Source organism: Pedobacter panaciterrae, from assembly GCF_013204795.1.
Taxonomy (GTDB): Bacteria; Bacteroidota; Bacteroidia; order Sphingobacteriales; family Sphingobacteriaceae; genus Pedobacter; species Pedobacter panaciterrae.
The window spans coordinates 797,254-820,197 of the sequence record NZ_JABMKW010000020.1 but is presented as its reverse complement, the minus strand read 5'-3'; the positions used below and the strand labels follow the sequence as shown (position 1 = coordinate 820,197).

13 protein-coding genes and 2 tRNA genes are annotated in these 22,944 nt (G+C 38.4%); 9 read left to right on the top strand and 6 right to left on the bottom strand.

The window, feature by feature from the left end:
* Nucleotides 1-5: 5 nt before the first annotated feature.
* Together HQN86_RS22350 and HQN86_RS22345 are read left to right on the top strand one after the other, a co-directional pair.
* Complete coding sequence (locus tag HQN86_RS22350; protein WP_172663084.1) at nucleotides 6-398, top strand: acyl-CoA thioesterase; 393 nt, start codon at nucleotides 6-8, stop codon at nucleotides 396-398.
* Between the two features lie 13 nt (nucleotides 399-411).
* On the top strand, nucleotides 412-774 hold the full coding sequence (locus HQN86_RS22345; protein ID WP_172663083.1) for a putative immunity protein: 363 nt from the start codon (nucleotides 412-414) through the stop codon (nucleotides 772-774).
* Here the strand turns inward: HQN86_RS22345 and HQN86_RS22340 are convergent.
* From HQN86_RS22340 to HQN86_RS22315, 6 genes are all read right to left on the bottom strand, one after another.
* Nucleotides 771-1,925, bottom strand: coding sequence for an acyltransferase family protein (locus HQN86_RS22340; RefSeq protein ID WP_172663082.1), 1,155 nt, complete (start codon nucleotides 1,923-1,925; stop codon nucleotides 771-773). The genes HQN86_RS22345 and HQN86_RS22340 overlap by 4 nt on opposite strands.
* A 101-nt stretch (nucleotides 1,926-2,026) precedes the next feature.
* Complete coding sequence (locus HQN86_RS22335) at nucleotides 2,027-2,935, bottom strand: LytR/AlgR family response regulator transcription factor (protein WP_172663081.1); 909 nt, start codon at nucleotides 2,933-2,935, stop codon at nucleotides 2,027-2,029.
* 178 nt (nucleotides 2,936-3,113) lie between these two features.
* A tRNA-Lys gene (locus tag HQN86_RS22330) sits at nucleotides 3,114-3,189 on the bottom strand.
* 40 nt (nucleotides 3,190-3,229) lie between these two features.
* Nucleotides 3,230-3,305: transfer RNA gene (locus tag HQN86_RS22325), tRNA-Lys, on the bottom strand.
* Between the two features lie 148 nt (nucleotides 3,306-3,453).
* Entirely contained in the window at nucleotides 3,454-5,391 is a 1,938-nt protein-coding gene (locus tag HQN86_RS22320; protein ID WP_172663080.1) for a KUP/HAK/KT family potassium transporter, read from the bottom strand.
* Nucleotides 5,392-5,523: 132 nt separating this feature from the next.
* On the bottom strand, nucleotides 5,524-7,371 hold the full coding sequence (locus tag HQN86_RS22315) for a glycoside hydrolase family 2 protein (RefSeq protein ID WP_172663079.1): 1,848 nt from the start codon (nucleotides 7,369-7,371) through the stop codon (nucleotides 5,524-5,526).
* A gap of 196 nt (nucleotides 7,372-7,567) precedes the next feature.
* Between HQN86_RS22315 and HQN86_RS22310 the strand changes: the two genes are divergently transcribed.
* The 7 genes from HQN86_RS22310 to pncB all read left to right on the top strand — a co-directional run bounded on the left by HQN86_RS22310 (nucleotide 7,568) and on the right by pncB (nucleotide 22,897).
* The gene (locus tag HQN86_RS22310) at nucleotides 7,568-11,572 is read left to right on the top strand and encodes a hybrid sensor histidine kinase/response regulator transcription factor (protein ID WP_172663078.1); all 4,005 of its coding nucleotides are present in this window, start codon (nucleotides 7,568-7,570) and stop codon (nucleotides 11,570-11,572) included.
* Nucleotides 11,573-11,580: 8 nt separating this feature from the next.
* Nucleotides 11,581-12,630: an adenylate/guanylate cyclase domain-containing protein gene (locus HQN86_RS22305; RefSeq protein WP_172663077.1), complete on the top strand. Its 1,050-nt coding sequence runs from the start codon at nucleotides 11,581-11,583 to the stop codon at nucleotides 12,628-12,630.
* A 6-nt stretch (nucleotides 12,631-12,636) separates the two neighbouring features.
* Nucleotides 12,637-14,232, top strand: a complete 1,596-nt coding sequence (locus tag HQN86_RS22300) for a DUF6377 domain-containing protein (protein ID WP_246269714.1) — start codon at nucleotides 12,637-12,639, stop codon at nucleotides 14,230-14,232.
* 223 nt (nucleotides 14,233-14,455) lie between these two features.
* On the top strand, nucleotides 14,456-17,602 hold the full coding sequence (locus HQN86_RS22295; protein WP_246269713.1) for a SusC/RagA family TonB-linked outer membrane protein: 3,147 nt from the start codon (nucleotides 14,456-14,458) through the stop codon (nucleotides 17,600-17,602).
* Between the two features lie 19 nt (nucleotides 17,603-17,621).
* Nucleotides 17,622-19,442: a RagB/SusD family nutrient uptake outer membrane protein gene (locus HQN86_RS22290; RefSeq protein ID WP_172663076.1), complete on the top strand. Its 1,821-nt coding sequence runs from the start codon at nucleotides 17,622-17,624 to the stop codon at nucleotides 19,440-19,442.
* A 61-nt stretch (nucleotides 19,443-19,503) separates the two neighbouring features.
* Nucleotides 19,504-21,648 carry a glycoside hydrolase family 97 protein gene (locus tag HQN86_RS22285; protein ID WP_172663075.1) on the top strand — a complete coding sequence of 715 codons (2,145 nt, stop codon included), beginning with the start codon at nucleotides 19,504-19,506 and terminating at the stop codon, nucleotides 21,646-21,648.
* A gap of 52 nt (nucleotides 21,649-21,700) precedes the next feature.
* Complete coding sequence (gene pncB / locus HQN86_RS22280; RefSeq protein ID WP_246269712.1) at nucleotides 21,701-22,897, top strand: nicotinate phosphoribosyltransferase; 1,197 nt, start codon at nucleotides 21,701-21,703, stop codon at nucleotides 22,895-22,897.
* Nucleotides 22,898-22,944: the final 47 nt, after the last annotated feature.

The window sequence follows — 22,944 nt, the reverse complement described above, 5'->3', positions numbered from 1 at the left end:
GAGATATGAAAGACTATATTTTTGAAATTCAACTGAAAGTAAGGGACTATGAATGTGATATACAACGCGTAGTAAATAACGCAGTTTACCAGAATTATTTGGAGCATGCAAGGCATGAGTATCTTCATTCGAAGGCAATTTCGTTTAAGGAGCTTACAGAACAAGGCATTTTGCTAATGGTGTCCAGAATAGAAATGGATTTTAAGAATTCATTGACTTCAGGAGATGTTTTTTCTGTGAAGCTGTGGATTGAAAGACAAGGGGTAAAAATGGTGTTTTTTGAAGATATCTACCGGCTGTCAGACAATGCGCTTTGTCTTAAGGCTAGAGTAGAGGCAATAGCAAAAATAGATGGTAAGCTAACACGAGGTGAGGTCTTTGAAACTTTAAATCTATAAAAAACAGGGAATAATGAATAAACATCAGGCTTTGACCGCTTGGGCCGCTGCTTGTGCTGAACGTGTGCTATTTGTTTTTGAAGAGGCCAGTCCTTTTGACAAAAGACCACGTGAGGCAGTCGCTGCTGCCCGTTCATGGATTCGCGGAGAACTCAAAATGACTGAAGCAAGAAAATTCGCTTTTGCTGCACATGCGGCAGCGCGAGAGGTGATTGATATCCAGGCTATCGCTGCTGCCAGATCTGCTGGGCATGCAGCCGCTACCGCTCATGTGCCTGCTCATGCTAAATATGCTGCATCATATGCACTTAAGGCAGTAAAAGATATTGAGGATGAAAAGGAATGGCAACAGAAATATTTTCCTGATAACCATTAAATGATTTTCTTAACCCCTGGAATCAGTAAAATAAATGATCCAAGTACAAAGCTGCCTAAAACTACTAATGGTGCTACAACCAGCAGTTTTATTGCAGGTTCAATGGCCCAATTTCTTGCCGCCAGCGTAAAACCAACTACTACTAGCGGATGAAAAATATACACAGCAAAACTACTCCGTGATAGTTTAGCGAGCATTGCAGAAGAAGTGTTCCAACTCCTTTTCCCTTTAATTAATAATGCAGTTAGGATAGAAACACCAATCCATTGTTCCCACACAGCGTATAATAATGCCTGCCAATGAAGACCCCCGGAAAACCAGGGAGAAGGTGTATCTAGTTTAAATTTAATAATAAAAAACACTGGATAAAACAATAAACATAGCCAGGCAGATGTTTTGAGTTGTTTGCCTGTTTTATCAGAAAGTCCATCAAGCCAGTTGTTTTTGGCCGCTAACAATCCAATAATAAATAATGCAATATATTGCGAAAAGTGCCCTAATTGAAATCCGATTGGTTCAAGAACCCATCCAACAGGAAATATGATTCTGACCAAAAAACTAATTATTCCTAATGTTGCAGCAAACAATAATATGCTACGTGAGTTTGGCGCTGCCAGGTTTTTTTTGAAACTAATTATAAATGCTTTTTTTGTCGCCACATAAATTAGGGTAAAAAGGAGTAATGCTGCCACAAACCATGTAACGCCTAATTCGATCCAGTGATCATATCCGCTCAGATATTCAAAATAGTTAATATGATGCTCGTTTGCAAAATAGTAGACAAGATAGCTGACGAATGGTGAAAGAATAAAGGAATAGAATAATATAGGGATTCCTAACCTGACCAGACGGTCTTTAATAAATTTTGCTGTCCCTTTTTTAGAATAAGAAGAGTAGGTAAAATAGGCTGCCAACATGAAGAAATAACCCATAAAAAAGGACTGATTTAAGCTTACGAACATTATCATAGGAATACGTGCTCCTATAACAGTAGTTTGTTCATTATAATACCAGCCATCAGAAGAACTATAAGCAATAAAAGTGTGATGAAGCACAACTAATATTGTTAATAGAACTTTAATATTCTCTATGTATAATAATTTGTTTGATGAACCAGAATCCTGATTCAAGGTGACAGGTACAGTTGACATAATAAATTGGCTTAATGTTATTGATGACAAACGTACAACAAGAAGAAACAGTTACATGTGGTTATGTTACAAGTAACTAGCTTTTGTGATGAACAACAAGCTTAAGCGATATATTTGTTGCGAAGCTGCTGATAATAGTTATTGAAACTTTCGATCTGTTTTCTGGAAACAGGAACCTTTATAGTAGTTTCATGAAAAGACAATAGGTAACCCTGTGAGTTTCCGGATACTTTTTCAACCTTAAACATGTTTACTAAATAGGTTCTGTGACACCTGAAAAAGTTCGGATAATCTGTTATTTGAGCTTCAAATTGAGTTAAAGAAATCCGCTTTACTTCTGTAGTAATTTGATTGCCGTTTGTTTTCGTCAATTCAATATAATTGCCATCTGCTTTCACAAATAGCAATTGGTCTATATCCAGGCTAAAATTATCTTGTTTAACCTGAGTGTTCACATACAGTTTTGACGCAGCATCTGTTGTTTTTGATTTAATATTTAGCTGAATAAATTGCAACACAAACGGTGAGCCTTTTTTCGATTCAAAATAGAAGCTGGATAATCTTAGGAAGAAATAGAAAAAAATACCCGCAACAAAACAGTTTCTGATTTCTTCCCATAGATAATGCCACGACCAGTTGTTTGTATTGTTGTATATCAGGTCACGCATAAAGAAACTTGATAACCCTGCTAAAAGAAGGATGACTCCAATCTGTAAATATTCCTCAAACAAAGTCCAGTTTTCGGATTGATATTTTCTTTTTCTAATATAATTGAGCCCTCCAAAATAAACCAATAGGATTAATGCAGGTGATAATGCGTGGAGAAAACAAATAAAAAAATAATGCATTCTCAATTCCGGATCATAGACTCCAAAAGGTTTAAATAATAAAAGGAATATCAGAATAATAGCAAAAACAATACCTGCACTTTTAAGCAAATTTTCAGATTGATATCTGGTTGGATAATCAATATTATTAATCAAATGGGCTTTATTGATGTAAAATCTCATTCCTGAAAGTGCTTTAGCCTGGCACTAAAATTACGTAAAATCTAGTGTTTTAGGTTTTTTTGCTCATGTAACCTGAAATACAGATTTAATAAGTCTGGTATGTATAAAAAAAGACTGACTAAATAGAATGAAAAAGGCAAAAAAAAACCTATTTCGTGATGAAATAGGTTTTTAAATCTGGTGATCCCGCTGGGATTCGAACCCAGGACCACTACATTAAAAGTGTAATGCTCTACCAGCTGAGCTACGGAATCATTTTCTCATCAAACTAAAACCTCAAATCCTGAAGTTTTTTGGTGATCCCGCTGGGATTCGAACCCAGGACCACTACATTAAAAGTGTAATGCTCTACCAGCTGAGCTACGGAATCATGCTCCTTTTGTTTGATGAGGGTGCAAAGATAGGATTATAAAATTATTCTGCTAAATAAATTGAGAAATATTTTTAATTATTTTGAAGTATTTAGCTAACTCTTTAATTCTCATTACAGTGCGTTTTCCTGCTTTCTGGAAATAACTTTATTTAATCCTTTTCATTACAATAGGATCGGGGATATCTACTATCAAAGGCACCTTTTCTACGGTAACAAAGCTAGAGTCTAATCCAAAGCCTCGCTTCTCAGAGATGCTCAAGAGTTTCAATATTCTATGGTACGACATTGTAACACGCTCAATAAACTTCAAGCTGTTTGAGTTTGAAATGATCTTCTCTAACACAACAAATCTAAAGTCGCCTGGAATCTTTTGGGCTTTTAACGATTCGTATTTACTGGTAATGTCAATTTCTCCGCTCTGCACTAATTCTTCCACCACTTTTCTGAACAATGCATTAACCCTTTGCTCAACCCTAAAACCTAGCCTAAAATCGATTCTAATCAATTTTCCCGGTATCATTTGGTCTACTTCATACTCCAAGGTGTATGGTTCGTCAGTAACGTCTACATGCAGCAACCAGTAGACATCTGCTCTTTTAGGATGTTTCTGGATAATAGAGTAAATAACTGACGATTCAATCTCGCTGTTAAAATTAGCGCTGGTAAGATATACCAGGTTAGACGAGTATTTGGCAATAGAAGCATCAGCACTTATGTTTTTAATCAGCTGATAGAAATCCTGAATGTCAACAAACTTCATGTATCTGTTTCTAATTCTACGCCCGTTGTGCCAAGTCCACATAACCGAGAACAATGTTATACCCAGAATTAATGTAAACCATCCGCCATGCAGAATTTTTGCTGCATTACCTGCCAAAAATGTCAATTCAATAACACCATAGATCAACAAAAATATTCCTATTAAATACCTTGGAACCTTTTTCCTTAAAAGGAATACAGAAACCAAAATAGTAGTCATTAGCATGGCAACTGTAATAGATAAACCATAAGCTGCTTCCATATTAACAGATTTCTGGAAAATCAGTACAACAATTATACAACCAACCATTAATATCCAGTTCATAGAAGGAACATACAACTGGCCTTTCTGCTCACTCGGATAATTAATTTTAACCTTTGGCCAAAGGTTAAGCCTAACAGCCTCAGCAATCAGTGTAAATGAGCCTGAAATAAGGGCCTGACTGGCAATAGCCGCCGCAACAGTTGCAATCGCAATACCGTATATCAGGAACCAATCCGGCATTAAATGATAGAACGGATTTACGTCACCCAGATGTTTGCCTTGTAAATTCCATAACCAAACGCCTTGTCCCATATAATTTAATATCAAACATATTTTCACATAGATCCAGCTGATCCTGATGTTTGAGCGCCCACAGTGACCTAAATCTGAATACAGGGCCTCAGCTCCCGTAGTACATAGAAATACCGCTCCAATGATTAAAAAGGCCTCAGGATTGGTAGTAAGAATATGATACGCATAATAAGGATTAATTGCCTTTAATATCACAGGCAACTCCATAATATGTACAAAACCTAAAACAGCGATCATGGTAAACCAAAGCCACATAATAGGACCAAAAGCCTTACCAACAAGCGAGGTTCCGAATTGCTGCAAACCAAACAGAAAAATAATGATGGCCAGCACAATGGGAACAGTAGGCAAGTCATGATAGATAAGTCCCAACCCTTCAATGGCGGCCGAAACGGTAACCGCAGGGGTCATTATGCCATCGGCAAGCAAGGCTGCCCCACCAACCATAGCCGGTATGATCAGCCATTTGGCTTTTCGCTTAACTAAAGAAAAAAGAGAGAAAATCCCACCTTCACCTTTATTATCAGCCTGTAAAGTAATAATAACGTATTTGATGGTGGTTTGTAAGGTAAGTGTCCAAACTATACAGGATAAACCTCCTAAAATAAGATCTTGTGTAATCAGTCGATCTCCGATAATTGCTTTAAATACATATAGGGGAGAAGTACCAATATCTCCATAGATAATACCTAAACTGATTAGTAATCCTGCAGCACTTAGCTTTTGAATGTGTTTATGATGGCCCATGGCTTTTTAAAAAATATTGCGGCAAATGTATGAATAATCTATAACGAAAAAACCCCGGAAGAAAATTAGCCGTAAAGCCAAGATTCTTACCGGGGTTAGGTGAAATAATCACCTCTCCGTACAAATCGTTTTTTATGGATTCATCTTAACAAGATCAGCATTGTAAAGTTTGTCTGTAACCCCTTTTAATTTGGCTGCAGGCACTTTAATCACTTTTCTGTCGTAAGTCATTAACCCATTGGTTTCTTGCTCAACATCAGTAGTTTGGGTATATACAGCTGCCGAAAGTCCTTTTTTAATTAATCCTTCCATTTCAGTCATAAATGAAGCGTATTTATCAAATAATTCATCTGCGGTCTTAAATGTCTGATATCCCCAGTTATCTTTTTCTTTCCAGGTATGTCCCGGTACAGGTAAACCTAACCCACCATATTCACCTAAAACAATGGCATGAGTTGGGCCAAAAAGGTCAGGTCTAGGCATTCTAGGATTAGGATAGTGGTGTAAATCAACAATATCACCGGTTACAACGTGGTTACCGCCACTGGCACTGTTTACCAGGCGCGAAGGATCTTTTTGTTTAGTCCATTCTGCAATTTCCTTGGTTTTAAATTGTCCCCAGGCCTCATTAAATGGAGTCCACACAACAATACTAGGGAAGTTATGTAAATCATCCATGATCTTGTTCCATTCCTTGCGGTATATTGCTTCAGATTCTGCAGAGCGGTCTTTATCTGTACCACCCATTGTACCTAAATTAGGTTCCCATTGGTTACCCAAATCTCCACTTGGCATATCCTGCCATACTAAAATACCTTGTTTATCACATTCATAATACCAGCGTGCAGGCTCCACTTTAATGTGCTTACGGATCATATTAAAGCCCATTTCTTTGGTTTTAATAATATCGAATTTCAAAGCCTCGTCGGTAGGGGCAGTATATAAACCATCTGGCCACCATCCCTGATCTAATGGTCCATATTGAAATACAAACTTGTCATTCAGCAACATTCTTTGGATGCCGTTAGCATCCGGACCCATTGATGATTTACGCATAGCGAAGTAACTCTTAACCTCATCAACTGGTTTTCCATTACGTATCAAAGCAACTTTTAAGTCGTATAAGAATGGGCTTGCTGGCGACCATAGTTTCGGATTCGCAATAACTAATGTAGCTGCCTCCGTGGCATCTACCTCTTGCTCAGAAACCTTCGATGCACCATCAAAGGCAGTAATCCTTAATTTATCACCAGCTTGTGCAGCTTGCACATCTGCAGAAACAGTTAAAGATTTAGCATCAATATCCGGCGTTTGTTTGGTCGAAGCGATATAGCTGTTAGCAACACTTTCTAACCATACTGTTTGCCATATTCCGGTAACTGGTGTATACCAAATACCTTCTGGTTTTATTTGTTGTTTTCCTCTAGGTTGTGGCCCATTATCCGTTGGATCCCAAACACTAACAGTTAGTTCTTGTTTGCCGCCTTTTTTTAAGAAAGGCGTGATGTCAAAAGAAAATGGATCAAATCCACCTTCATGTGTACCAACTTTTTTCCCGTTTAAGTAGATTTCCGATTTCCAGTCCACCGCACCAAAATGCAATAAAATGGTATTTTTCATGTTAGAAGGCACCGAAAAGCTGGTTTGGTACCATAGCAAGCTATCTTTACCAACAGTTTTACCTACACCAGATAAAGATGATTCAACTGCAAAAGGAACTAATATTTTACCTTGATAGGCTTTAGGCTCGCTTTCGTTTTTGTGGTTGATAGCGTAGTTCCATAAACCATTTAAATTTTTCCAGTTATTACTGCGTACCAATTGTGGTCGCGGGTACTCAGGAAGGGGGTTTGCAGGATTTAATTTTTCCGCCCATGGCGTAGAGATCTTTCCGGGCACCGGTTTCCAGTTTTGTGCTTGTGCTGATGCGATCAGCGACTGGGAAAGGCATAGCCCGATTAAGTAAGAAAATAATTTCATAAATGAATACTTGGTTTAATGATTTGTGTGTTCCTCCCTGCTTAACAGGCCGAACGAATATTCAAATAAAGCAATTATGTTTTGACAAATCGGCTCAAAATTTATTCAAATCGTCGCAATTTGATTTGAAATTAATTAATTTGGCCCATTCAAGAACCCCCTGGTAATTGTAACGTTAACCATTTACAAACTAAACTTGAAAAAGCTAACCACAACTGCTCTTTTCCTATTTGTTTTTTTAAACCTTTTAAAGGCACAGCCGTATTATTTCAGGCATTATCAGGTAGAACAAGGTTTGTCTTACAACTCCGTATTTAGCATTGTACAAGATTCAAAAGGTTTTTTGTGGTTTGGAACAAAAGATGGCTTAAACAGGTTTGATGGATATAGTTTTAAAGTATTCCGTAGCAAACCAGGCGATACTACCAGCCTCAGAAATAATGTGATCAGGGCAATTTTTGAAGATGCAAGAAAGCAACTTTGGGTAGGCACCTCAAACGGCTTGTATTGTTATAACGATACCACACAACAATTTAAGCTAGTACCAATAACACTTAACAAAGGCGTTTGGGATATGAAAAGCCACGGTAATGGCGATATATGCTTTATTGCCGATCGTAAACTCTACAAGTATAACAGGAGTATACGCACCTTCGAAGAGTTTAGTAAACATCAGGATTTTGAAGCTACGGCAACTACATTTTCAAGTGATGGAACACTATGGGTATCATCACCCGATGGGTTAATCAGAAAGTATGATAAAGCAAACGATAGCTTTACATCATTTAACCTTTTTAAAGATTCACCACCCGTTATCTCCCATTGGATAGATAAAATATATGCTACTGCCTCTAATTCTATTTTAATAGGAACTTCACATCAGGGCGTAAAATTGTTTGATCTTGCTACTTTGAGCTATAAAGATATTTTAACCTTTAATAAGGATAAGACAAGTATTTATGCCAAGAACTTTATTCACAATAGTGGAGATGAATATTGGGTAGCAACAGAGTCAGGTGTATTTGTTTACAATTTAAAAACAGGGAAATATACCAACCTGCGTAAAAATCCAAACGACCGGTATGCCATATCAGATAATGCGGTTTATACCTTTGCTAAGGATAAAGAAGGTGGTATTTGGATAGGTACTTATTTTGGCGGGGTTAATTATTATCCAAAACCATTTACCTTCTTTGATAAGTTTTTCCCACAAAACAATAAGCGGTCACTTAGTGGAAGTGCCATACGCGAGATCTGTAACGATAAATTCGGGAACTTATGGGTGGGTACAGAAGATGCCGGAGTAAACAAGATTTCGCCTAATGGAGATTTCACAGCCTTTATTCCTGATGGATCTAAAACCAGTATTGCTCATACGAATATCCATGGTTTAAAAGCCATCGGCGACGAATTATGGATAGGCACCTACGAACAGGGCTTGGACATATTAGATATAAAATCGGGCAAAGTAATCAGGCATTACGACAAAGGAGATGCCCCAAATGCGCTTAAAAGTAACTTTGTTGATTGCTTTTATCAAACCCGTTCCGGAAATATTCTGGTTGGTACTGCCGATGGGTTGCATCGTTATAATAAAACCACACGGGATTTTACCCTAATTAAAGAGGTTCCGCAAAATTTCCATTATACAGCGATTACAGAAGATGCTGATGGCACGATCTGGACAGCAACAATAAGCGGTGGCCTTTTGTATTTTAACCCTAAAACGAATAAACATGGTTTTTATAGAAATGTTGCGCAAAACGAAAACAGCTTAAGTGATAACTTTGTAAACGGGGTATTCATCTCTGCTGATAAAACACTGTGGGTGACCACGGAAAATGGTTTAAACCAATTCAATCCTGTAGATAAAACATTTAAACGATACGGCACTAAGGACGGCTTCCCAAGCGATGTTTTCTATAAAACAGAAGAGGATAAGGTAGGTAATTTATGGATCAGTTCCTCTAAAGGACTAATCTGCTATAATCCCAAAACAAAGAAAATAAGGGTATACACCACAGCCAACGGATTGTTGAGCGATCAGTTCAATTATAACTCGTCATTTCAGGATGCCAGCGGCCAGATCTATTTTGGTAGTGTAAATGGTTTGGTAAGCTTTAACCCTTCACAATTCAAACAGAACACTATTGTACCTCAGGTTTACATTACAGGCTTCCAGGTATTTAATCAGGAATTGTTGATCAATGCAGAAGGCTCTCCGCTTAAAAAATCAATATCCTATACAGATCAAATCAACCTTAATTACGATCAGTCTACCTTTAGTATTGATTTTGCAGCACTTGCGTATACCGATCATGAAACTGCAGAATATGCATATAAGCTAGAAGGGGTTGATAAAGATTTTACCTATCTAAAAAAGAACAGAAGGGTGTTCTATACTAAGCTTAGCCCGGGTAAATATACCTTTCTTGTTAAGGGTGCTAACAGCAGTGGCGTATGGAATGAAACCCCAAGGGAACTGATCATAGAAATATCTCCTCCATTCTGGTTAAGTGGTTGGGCTTATTTGTTTTATCTATTGTTATTTATTGCTGCAGTTTATGCTTTGGTGGTGTACACCACCAATAAAATTAAATTTAGAAACAAGAGGCGGATAGAGCAGCTGGAGAACCAAAAAGAAAGGGAAATTTATGAGGCTAAAATTGAATTCTTTACGCAAATCACACATGAGATAAGAACACCACTTACCTTAATAAAAGGACCATTAGAAACAGTCATAAAAAAATATGCCCCGGTTCCAGAGGTGCTTAACTATCTGCTTACGATGGAAAAAAATGCAGACAGGCTATTACATCTAACTAACCAACTGCTCGATTTCAGAAAGATAGAGTCTAAGGAATATAGCCTTAACCTCATGAAAAGCAACATCAGCGAAATCTTAAGAGAGCATTACCTAAGGTTCAAAAATGCAGCTGAAGAAAAGCAGATCCACTTTCAACTCAATTTACCACACACAGAGTTTTATAGCAAAGCAGATGCCGAAGCACTTAATAAAATTTTAAGCAATTTACTAAGCAATGCCATTAAGTATTCCGATAAAAGAGTAGATATATTGCTGCTTAGTACTGATCCTGACTCTAACCAGTACGCTATAGTGGTTAAAAATGATGGTTTTTTAATCCCGGAAGAAATGAGGGAAAGAATCTTTGATTCTTTTGTCAGGTTAAAGGAAACATCCAATCAAATCGGTACAGGTATAGGCTTGGCACTTGCACGCTCTTTATCCAGGTTACATGGTGGCACTTTAACATTTCATGCCGATGAAAATGAAATGAATGTGTTTGAAGTAAAATTGCCCTATTACCCAACTAACGAACCCATTGAAGAAAAGTCAGTTCAACAGGAAATTATTACCGTCCCGGTTTATCAGGAAGTAAGCCCGGAAATTGAAAATACAATTCAAGAAGCTAAACCACTGATTTTGCTGGTTGATGATAATGCTGATATTCTCCAGTTCATTGCTAAAGAACTCAGCTCTACGTATAATTGCATTACTGCGGCTAATGGTCAGATAGCGCTTGACATGATAAAAGAGCACTCTGTGCAACTGATCGTTAGCGATGTAATGATGCCGGTTATGGATGGCTATGAACTCTGCAGGCAGATAAAAACCAATCTTGATTATAGCCATATTCCCCTTATTTTGCTTACAGCAAAAAGTGCATTTCAATCAAAGATAGAAGGCTTGGAAATAGGCGCCGACGCATATATAGAGAAACCCTTCTCGCCGCAACATTTACAAGTGCAAATTCAAAACCTGTTATTCAACAGAAATCAGTTAAAAGACTACTTCGTAAGGTCGCCTTTAATTCATATAAAAAGCATTGCCCATACTAAGCCTGATGAGATTCTTTTAGAGAAACTGAACGATTTTATCCTTAAAAACATTGCAAACCGTGATCTGGATGTAGATAAGCTTGCCGAAACATTAAACATGAGTCGGGCCACGTTTTATCGCAAAATAAAGTCCATCTCTAACCTGTCGCCAAACGAGCTCATCAATATCACACGACTTAAAAAAGCGGCAGAACTACTTGTAGAAACAAATTATAAAATCCAGCAAATAGCTGATTTAACGGGTTTTACCTCTCAATCTCAATTAGGTAGGGCATTTACAAAGCAGTTTGGGGTAACACCGTCAGAGTATGCTAATAATTTCATCAGGAAAAATGAATAAATTAGAGCATGAACCGCAGAACACAATATAAGTTAAGGCAGCTTGGAATAATTATAATTGCATGGCTCATTATTGGCTTTATAATGGCCGTTTATGATCATATGATATTATACACCAATAATTCATTGGGGCCGTCTGCCAATTATACTTTCCTTTCATCGGTCATTAGAAACATGTTTGCCGCACTGGTTGGCGCCCTTTTAGGCGGAAGTTTGCTCGTTTTTTTTGTGAACGTAAAGTATCAGGACAAGTCTTACGGCTATACAGTGCTGGCTGTATTGATATCTTTTGTGCTTATTATTTTGTTCATCAACGTATTATTCCGTATTTTTTCTGTTCAGGATACACATCGGCTTTTTAAAAATGGTCTGGCTTGGGGAGTCGTAGTGGCTGTTACCCAATTGCTTCTGCAAATCAATAGCAAATTTGGCCATGGCACGTTCTGGAACATTGTACGCGGAAAATACAATACTCCTAGAGAGGAACAGCGCATTTTTATGTTTCTCGATATCAATTCATCCACAACAATAGCCGAACAATTGGGTGATCAAAAGTACCATGAATTTCTTAAGGACTTCTTTACAGATATTACCAACCCCATACTGGACAACAAGGGAGAGATATACCAGTATGCAGGCGACGAAGTTATTGTGGCCTGGAAGTATGAGGACGGGATTGAAAACAGCATGTGTGTACGGTGTTTTTTCGATATTAAGACCTACATTAACAGTATAAAAAATAAATACCTGAAGCGTTACGGTGTGGTGCCTACCTTTAAAGCCGGAATCCACTGCGGTAAAGTTGTTGCAGGCGAAGTAGGAATAATTAAGCGGGATATAACCTATTCTGGTGATGTATTAAATACAACTTCCAGGATACAGGGAATGTGTAAACAGTATGACGAGGAGGTAATTGCATCTTCAGAACTCATAAATAAGCTTCAGTTAACCAGCAGTTATGTAGTGCAGGCCTTGGGGTCAATAAAATTAAAAGGCAAAGAGCACGAAATGTTATTGAGCTCGGTTAAGCCTTCCGTACCGATCACTATTTATACCTAGGCGCTTATGAAAATAACTTTACTACTTATTGGTTTTTGTATAGCTTCTATTTCTTTATTCGCTCAGACGCCAAAAAACACACTAGACGAACTGAACCAAAGCATTACCGCGAAAGATGAATTTGACAAGATAAAATTAAAACGCATTTCAGATCTGGAGGGGTCACTAAATGAGAAACTATCTTTAACAGAAAAATACAATATATATTCTAGTCTATACCACGAGCATAAATCATTTAACTATGATAAGGCATTTTTCTATTCTCAAAAAATGCAAACTGCAGGCCGCTTATTAAAAGACCCGGTTAAAATAGCCGATGGTAAAATAAAGTTGGGATTTATTCTAATATCCTCCGGTATGTTTAAAGAAACGTTCGACTCTCTAAACACGGTAAATGTTAAAATACTTCCTGATAGCCTCAGAAGAGAATACTACTTTCTTACAGCACGTACCTATTATGATCTTGCCGATTATGATAAAGACAAGTATTACACACCTATCTATAACAAACAGGCAAATATCTACATCGATTCGGCAATTGCATTGTCAGATCCCAAATCATATGATTACACTTATAACCTCGGACTTAAATACCTAAAATTGGGTCAAAAGGATAAATCAGCAGTTCTTTTAATAAAACTGATGAAAAATTTTAAGCTCAGTAATCACCAGATGGCTATTGTTGCATCCACACTAAGCGACATCTATATCCAAAACCAAGACGATAACGAAGCTATAAAATTGTTGCTGATAGCTGCAATTGCTGATATTAAATCTTCTACAAAGGAGGCCGCCGCAATGCTAAACCTTGCGCAGCTACTGCACAAAAAAGGAGACGTCAAAAATGCCTATATATTTATAAACCAGGCTATGAATGACGCATCATACTATGGTGCCCGGCAGCGTAAAATGCAGGTAAGTGCCATTTTAATGGTTATAGCAGGGGAGAAGATCAACTCGGTAGAGGAACAACGAAGGATATTGTTCATTTATGCCGCCTTACTTACACTTTTAATCACTGTTGTGATCTTATTTGCCTTTATTATTTCCAGGCAACTAAAGAAACTAAGAAAAGCAGATAAATTGATCATCGAAGCTAATGTTTCCTTGCACGAAACCATAGATAAATTGAATGAGGCAGATAAAATCAAGGAGGAATACATTGGGTATTATTTCAATCTGATTACCGAATACATCACTAAGCTGGATAGATTTAAAAGATCAGTAAACAATAAACTTGTTACTAAGAAATTTGATGACATACAGGGCTTGGTGAATAATATAAACCTAAAAAAAGAGCGCGAAGAACTGTTTGTGAACTTTGACAGGGCCTTCCTAACACTCTTTCCAAATTTTGTAGAAACCTTTAATTCTCTGTTCGCACCAGAGCATCAGGTTGTGCTTAATGCCGGTCAGCTTTTAAATACCGACCTAAGAATATTTGCACTGATTAGGTTAGGAATTAATGATACTGAAAAGATAGCTTCTATATTGGAATATTCTATGAATACCATTTATAATTATAAGGCAAGAATTAAAAGTAAATCATTAATCCCAAATGATGATTTTGAAGGTGTAATCTTAGCAATAAGAACAACTTAGTTCATTTCATAGCCTATATTTCGTTTATATTTTTTGATGCAGAATTTTTTATAACTGTCTGAATTTTAGTTTATTAACTATTTTTCATCTTGAAATCGTTTATATTCGATTTTTGAAAATTGATTCTTCTCAATTTTTAGATTCTCTTTGATTTGTATTTGTTACCCAGCTGCCAGGCCGGAGCAAATACCAACAACCAAAAGATAAACCAAATATTAAACTAATGAAAAGACAGGTACTAAAATCGATGGGTTTTTGTTGTTTGTTCCTTCTCGTCTCTTTTGCAGCTATTGCGCAAAAAAAAACAATTAGCGGAAAAATAACAGACCAAAACGGAACTCCACTTCCTGGAGTAACCGTTCAATTGAAAGGTACATCTGCAGGTCAGGTTGCAGATGGACTTGGTAACTATTCCATTACCGTAAACAATCCACAGAGTGATAAGCTGATATTTTCGATGGTCGGCTTTGCAACTGCTGAGCGCAGCGCTTCAGAAGGAAGTGTAATCGATGTAAAGCTACAGGAAGATAACACACAACTTGGAGAAGTAGTAGTTGTCGGGTATGGAACACAAAGAAGAAAAGATTTAACGGGATCAGTATCATCCATAAAGGGCGAGGCCTTCAAAAATCAGCCCATTACAAATCCCACAGAAGCCTTACAAGGAAGAATTGCAGGTGTAAATATTGTTAAAAGTTCTGGAGCACCTGATGCTCAGCCCTCCATAATCATCAGGGGATTATCTACATTAAGTCAGCCAAACCCGTTGTATATTGTCGATGGTGTCAGAGTCACAGACATCGGTAGTATAAACGTTCAGGATATTGAATCTATGGATGTGCTTAAAGATGCTTCTGCCGCATCCATCTATGGTGCATCTGCGGCTGGTGGGGTAATATTGGTAACTACAAAAAGAGGTACAACTTCTAAACCTCAGTTCAATTACAACTATCGCTACGGCGTAACTACACCTAAAGTTGGCGATCTATTGGACAAAGATGGTTATATCAGGCTCCAAAACATCATCAATCCAGGGCGTTTTAATAATGCGACTAAATTGGATACCCTTGCAAATACAGATTGGATAGATGAGACTTTCAACAACGCCAGCGAACAAAATCATAACTTTTCGTTTACAGGTGCAGCTCCTATAGTAGACTACCTTTTATCTGGTTTTTATAATAAACAAGAGGGGGTAGCTCGCAAGAATTTTTCGAACATAGGCGGAGGCAGGTTAAATACAAACTTTAAAATCGGCAACTGGCTTAAGTTTGGAGAACAACTCTCCGTGTCGCGTCGTACAACCTCTAATCCTCAAAATATAGGAGTCGAAGCTCAACTACACAACTCACCTTTTCGAACATTGCCCATTATCCCTGTGTTTAACAGCAATGGAACTTATGGCACATTGCCTACGGGTTATCCTGGACTTGCATTTGCCGGAACACATCCTGTAGGGGCTATCGACAATGCTGATGTCGAGAATTTTAAAAATAATTTTCAGGCCAATGTATATGCCGAAATTAAATTGCCTCTGGACCTTACACTCAGAAGCAATGTAGGCTATACATTTTATGACGAAAGCCAAAATTATTTTCAGAATGCATTTTCAATTGGTGGTGTAGGCGCTGGTAAAAACTCATTGAATAAATTATCAATACAGAGCCAGTCGCTTTTAACAAACTATATTCTAACCTATAATAAAACAATCAGTAACCATAACATCAATGCAATTGCAGGCTTCGAGCAGATTACAGGCAGGTATAATGACGCCAATACAACTGCAATAGATGTATCAGCAGATGCCGGAAAAAAATATTCATTTATTCCAACTGCTAATACCACCTATCAGTTCAATGGCAAAAAAGATAACAATGCTCTTGTTAAATCCTTCTTCGGGCGCATAAATTACAATTACAACAGCAAATATTATTTGTCTGCTTCCTTAAGAGAGGATGCTAATTTTACAGTTTTTGGTTCCAATAAACAACGTGGTCTATTCCCTTCAGCATCCGCAGCATGGAATGTCTCTGAGGAATCATTTTTTAAAGCAGCTCTGCCTGCTGTTAATAGTCTGAAACTGAGAGCAAGTTACGGAGAGCTTGGAAACAGTAATATTGGAACATATAGGTTTCTTTCAAATTATCAGCCATTTACCAGTTTAGGCAACGGAAGCGCTGGGGGGGCTAATTTTGCTCCTGGCGGAACAATAATACCGGGCGTTGCATATAACCGCATACCAAACCCAAATCTGCATTGGGAAACTGTAAAAGAGTCGAACGTAGGTCTTGATGGTGAATTGCTGGATAGCAAATTGTATTTCACATTGGAGTACTATAACAAGGAAACGGTCGACATGCTTTATGAACTTCCGCTTGCTCCAAGTGCAGGTATATCAGGTAGTTACTTAACCAATATCGGATCTGTAAGTAATAAGGGTATAGAGGCAATGATAGGCTATAGAACTAAGATCAATGATTTTGGTTTCGACATTAACCTAACAGGTGCATGGAATAAAAACCAGGTAACCAAGCTATCAACAGAAACTACTTCAGAACTGCTAGACGGGTATAATTTTTATAATAATGGCGATATGGCTTTCCAGATTATGCCCAATCAAACCATTACCACTACCCGCAAAGGCGAGCCTTTTGGGTCATTTTACGGATATAAAGTACTGGGCATATTTCAAAACGATGCTGAAGCTGCAAAACAGAAAGTTGGCGGAATCCCTGCACACGCAGGAGATCTTCAATTTCAGGACCTTACCGGTGATGGTGAAATTACCGATAAAGATCGACAGATCATAGGTAATCCCAATCCTAAACTGGTTTATGGAGCAAATATCCGTTTAAATTACAAAGGCTTTGATGTTGCATTCCTATTTAATGGAGTGGCAGGAGTAGATCTTTTCAATGGAGTTAAAGCCTACGAAATGCGTCCTTTTGCCGATGGAAATACCTCGCCAAAAGTATGGGGTGCATCATTTCTTAATGGAAATGGAATAACCAAACAACCAAGATTAGGTGTGGTTAATGCCGATGGTAGTTTCTCCTTAGATCCAAATGGAAATTACAGCTCTGTAAACAGCTACTTTGTCGAGAAAGGCGATTACCTCAAATTAAAAAACTTACAGGTAGGGTACACCTTCTCCAATAATCTGCTGCAAAAAATAAAGGTGCGCAGTGCAAGGATATTTGTAATGGCTAATAATGTATTTACCATAACTAACTATAGCGGATTAGACCCTGAACTTGGTGCATCTTTTTCTCCTTCAGGATATTCGGGTGTAACTGCCAGGGGCATAGATGTAGTGAGTCAGTATCCTCAAACCCGTATTTATTCATTTGGAATTGATGTTAATTTCTAACCAGATAAAATTAAACAAGATGAACAAGTCTATATATACCTTACTTCTGGCCACAGCACTAATCGCCGGATGTAAAAAGGACCCCGATATGGTTGGCCCTTCAGATCAGGTTTCTACAAATTCCTATCCTAAAACAATTGCCGATCTCAATACAATTTTAAACCCGGCGTATGGAAATTTAAAAAGCACCGGCTTATATGGTTTCGAGCTGATGCCAAAAGCACTTGAAAATTCCGTTCATGCGGGTGATGCAAATTATAATGGAGATGGGGCGTGGAATGAAATGACCGCCAATAATTTAAGCCCAAATAACGGCAAATCAACAAACGCATGGGTAGCTTTGTATGCTGGTGCAGGAGCTTGCAATACGGCACTTGAAGCTGCAGATTTTTTTGAAAAAACCTATGCCAATGGCTCACAAAAAGCCGAAATAGATGCAGTGCGTGGACAAGCTAAGTTTATGCGCGCTTTTTATTATTTCCAACTTGAAGCGCTGTTTGGTGAAGCCTACATTAAAACCGGTGGAATTAATGAAAATAAAATGGGTGTACCCATTTATATGGCAGTGCCTAAAAGTGTAACTGAAACACAACAACCCCGTGCTACAACCAAAGAGGTTTGGGATTTTATAAAATCTGATCTTAAAGATGCAGTAGCCTTACTCGACAATAAAGTATGGCCAAGTTCAGAAATAGGAAGAGCAAATAAATGGTCCGCAAAAGCACTTCTCGGGAAGGTCTACGTTTTTACAGAAGACTGGGCTAACGCAAAAACCACCTTGCTTGATGTGATCAATAATAGTGGAAAAACACTGATGCCGTTTGCAAAATATAAAGATGCCTTTAACGGAAACACCGCAAATGAATTCAATGAAGAATCATTGTTTGAAATGAACGTAGATGCCGACAATAAAGGTAATTACGGCCCATGGGGAAACATTCCAAACGCATCTACACTAAATGGTGTGATCTGGTCTCCGTATATCTTAAGTCTAACGGGTACCGAAACAGGTTCCAGACCTTTAGGATATGGAGGTAACCTTGGTGTGCACGACAAAAATGTAACACGCTTTGGTTACCCGCTTGGATATTATACCCTGGTTAACAATCCTAACTTCGACAATAGCAAACCTGCCAGCTTTAGCAATCCCGCAAAGATCATGGATCCTGTCTATAGAGCAAAGGCCGAAGCAGTAAGAACCAATAAAACTGCAGATCCTCGGTTATACGTAAACCTGGTGCAGCCATGGCTTGATGTGCTAAACATCGATTGGGAAGGCGGACCCAGACAAAATGTGCCTGTTTCTAAACCAGATTATCTGGCAAGTGAGCCTAATACTTATGGCTGGGGTTTCAGAAAATATGCAGCAATTGATTACCATCTAAACATCGTTAATTATGACAAGTGGAACTGGTATTTTCTACGCATGGCCGATGTTTATTTACTTTATGCAGAGGCAAGTATAGGTTCCGGAGATGTGGCAACAGGACTCGAGTACATCAATAAAGTAAAACGCAGAGCATATGATCTGCCAATAAACTCGGCTTCACCAAGAGATTATACCTCTTTGTCGGCGGCAACACCTGCAATCAATGACCCTGTTTTAGGAACAAACCCGCTGCGTTACGAAAGATGGGCAGAACTTTTTCACGAAGGTCAGTGGTGGTTTGATGTTTGCAGATGGCGCTTAGGACCTCAGGAAGCCGCGTTTTATGGCAGGGCAAGAAACTTGTCTACCCCCTTAACTTTTAACGAAGCTAAAAGCTATTCATGGCCAATTCCACTATCAGAATTTAATTCGAATTCAAAAATCACTGGTCAACAAAATCCAAATTACTAATCCTTCCAATAAATAACCGGGGTATACTATAAAACCCGGTTAAATACATAAAATTATCATAATGAAGAAACTACTGATCTGTTTAATCTCTGTTGCAATCGCAATAAATGTAATGGCCCAGAGCAACAACAATGCTGAAATAAACAAAGGTAAAGTGAAACTAAAGTTTGAACTGGATGAAAAGGGCAGACCAGGATATTCCCTCTATTTTGATGGTAAAACAGTGATTCAACACTCACTACTTGGTCTTAATCTGGTTGGCGATAGTGAATTCAGCAACCAGCTTGCAATAGTAGCAATAGAAAAAACAAGTGTTGATAAGCAATGGAATCCAGTATGGGGCGAGGTAAATACCATTAACGATAACCATGAGCAGCTAACCGTAAAATTAAAACAAAAGAATAGCCCAAATAAATTGATAAACATAGTATTCAGGGTTTTTAACGATGGTGTAGGATTTAGATATGAATTTCCAAAGCAGCCAGGATTAAAATATTTTACGGTAGCCGAAGAACTTACTGAATTCCATCTTACGGCAGACCATAAGGCATTTTGGATTCCTGCAGATTATGATACCAATGAATATAAATATACCACCAGTAGTTTAAGTAAGATAGATGCTTTTGCGGTGTCAAAAATAGCTACAGACATTGCTGTCAGGGTTGTCCCTGATCAGAATGGTGTACAAACCCCATTAATGTTAAAGTCGGCCAATGGACTATACATCAATATTCACGAAGCGGCATTAATCAATTATCCCGCTATGCAGCTACATGTAAATAAAGCTGATTTCAACCTTACCGCACAACTCGTTCCAGATGCAACAGGCAATAAAGCCTACCTTTATGCGCCCTTTAAAACCCCTTGGAGAACCATATTGGTGAGCAATAAAGCTGTTGATATTTTAGCATCCAAAACCATCCTAAACCTGAATGAACCTTCTGTTATAGAAAAAACGGACTGGATAAAACCGATGAAGTTTGCAGGTGTTTGGTGGGAATATCAAACCGGGAAAAGCACCTGGAGCTATGCAGATCGGGCCGATACTTTAGATGCTAGTGGTAATTTATTACCCAATGGAAAACATGGTGCAAATACTGCTAACGTCAAAAAGTATATTGATTTCGCATCTGTAAATGGGCTCCAGGGCGTGTTGGTTGAAGGATGGAACTACGGTTGGGAAGATTGGTTTGGAAACTGGAAGGAGAATGTTTTTAACTTCACTAAACCATATCCTGATTTCGATGTAAAAGAAATAACGGATTATGCAGCCACCAAAGGGGTAAAAATGATTATGCACAATGAAACGTCCGGCTCGGCTACAGACTATGAACGTCAGTTGGATACAGCCTATAAATTCATGAATAAATTTGGCTATCCGGCAGTGAAAACAGGCTATGTTGGAAAGATCATTCCCAGAGGTGAGCATCACGATGGGCAATGGATGATCAATCATTACGAAAGAGTACTTCAAAAAGCTGCAAAACACAACGTAACAGTAGATGCTCATGAAGCAGTAAGGCCAACTGGTCTGCACCGCACTTATCCCAATTTTGTAGCTTCAGAAGCAGGCAGGGGTAATGAATACAATGCGTTTAGTGATGGCAACCCGCCAGAACATGAAACCATACTACCCTTTACCAGACTAATGGGGGGGCCTATGGACTATACACCCGGCATTTTCAAATTAAAAGGTTATGCAGCTGGTATGCCAACCCGACAAGTACATACCACTTTGGCAAAGCAGCTGGCGCTTTATGTTACTATTTACAGTCCATTACAAATGGCCGCCGATTTACCTGAGAATTACCAGGCTTACATGGATGCTTTCCAATTCATAAAGGATGTGGCTGTTGATTGGGACGATTCTAAGATTATAGAAGCAGAGCCGGGCGACTATGTAACCATAGCCCGTAAAGCTAAAGGAACCTCAAACTGGTATATAGGAGCAATTACTGATGAGAATTCAAGAACAGCTGTTATTCCATTAAATTTTCTGGATAAGGATAAAAAATATGTAGCAACCTTATACCTTGATGCAGATAATGCCGATTGGCAAAACAACCCGCAGGCTTACAAAATAACACAATATATAGTGAGCCCTAAATCCCTGCTTAAATTAAAACTTGCACAAGGTGGGGGAGCTGCGGTGAGCATAAGACCATTACAAGCAAATGAAAAAGTAAACTTTAAACAGTATAAATAGAAAATGATAAGATCGTTCTGAATAATCCCGTCTTTTCTTTAAATTGGAAAAAATGTTCGGAATTATGCCATCACATACGTTGCCAATACTATCATCAATATTAGATAACGACTTTTATAAAATTACCATGCAGCAGGGGGTAATTCGATTATTTCCTTCTGCAAAAGCACGGTATGCATTTATAAATCGGGGTAAGCATTCATTTCCAGATGGTTTTGCAAAAGCCTTAAGAGAGGCCGTAAATGAAATGGCCACATTAAAACTAAGCAGAGAAGAAAAATATTTTTTACAGATAAACTGCCCATACCTTGATCCTGTATACCTTGATTTTCTGGAGGGATACCGTTACAACCCGGAAGAAGTACACATTACACAAAAAGGAGATCAGCTTGAGGTGCATGTAGAAGGCCTATGGTACCGAACCATCTTATGGGAAGTACCATTAATGTCGCTCATTTGTGAGCTCTTCTATGTCCTTAATGATTCCCAAAGGATCTCTAACGACGAGGTAATTAACCATACTAAAGAAAAGATCGAAAACTACCGTCGTTTAGGCGTTACAGTAGCAGAATTTGGTACCCGTCGCCGGTACTCTTATCAGGTCCATAGATTGGTACTCCAGGCACTTAGCCAATATGGCGATGGTTCATTTATAGGCACCAGCAATGTACATATGGCCATGATCCACAAAACAAAACCTATTGGAACCCATGCCCATGAATGGTTTATGTTTCATGCCGCACGTTATGGCTTTAAAATGGCCAATGCAACAGGGTTGGAGCATTGGGTAGCCGTTTATCGTGGTGATTTGGGCATTGCATTATCTGATACTTATACTACCGAGGTGTTCTTTAAACAGTTCGATAAAATGTTTTCGAAGCTGTTCGATGGCGTTAGGCACGATAGCGGTGATGCACTGCTTTTTGCCGATAAAGTAATTTCGCATTACAACAGCATGGGCATCGATCCCAGAACCAAAACCATAATTTTTTCTGATGGTCTGAACTATGAAAAGGTAGCGCGCATTGCTGATCATTGTCGTGATAAAATTGGAATGTCATTTGGAATAGGTACAAACCTTACCAACGATGCCGGGCCCGCAGCAATGAATATTGTGATAAAAATGACCGAAGCACAGCCAAAGGATGGGGAGTGGACTGAGGTTGTAAAGCTTTCTGACGAACACGGAAAGTACACAGGAACCGAACGCATGATTAATCTAGCTAAAACCATCCTGGAGATAGATTAGAAAAGAACAGTTTTACGCAACGAATTTGTTGTTATTTCTTTAAGTTG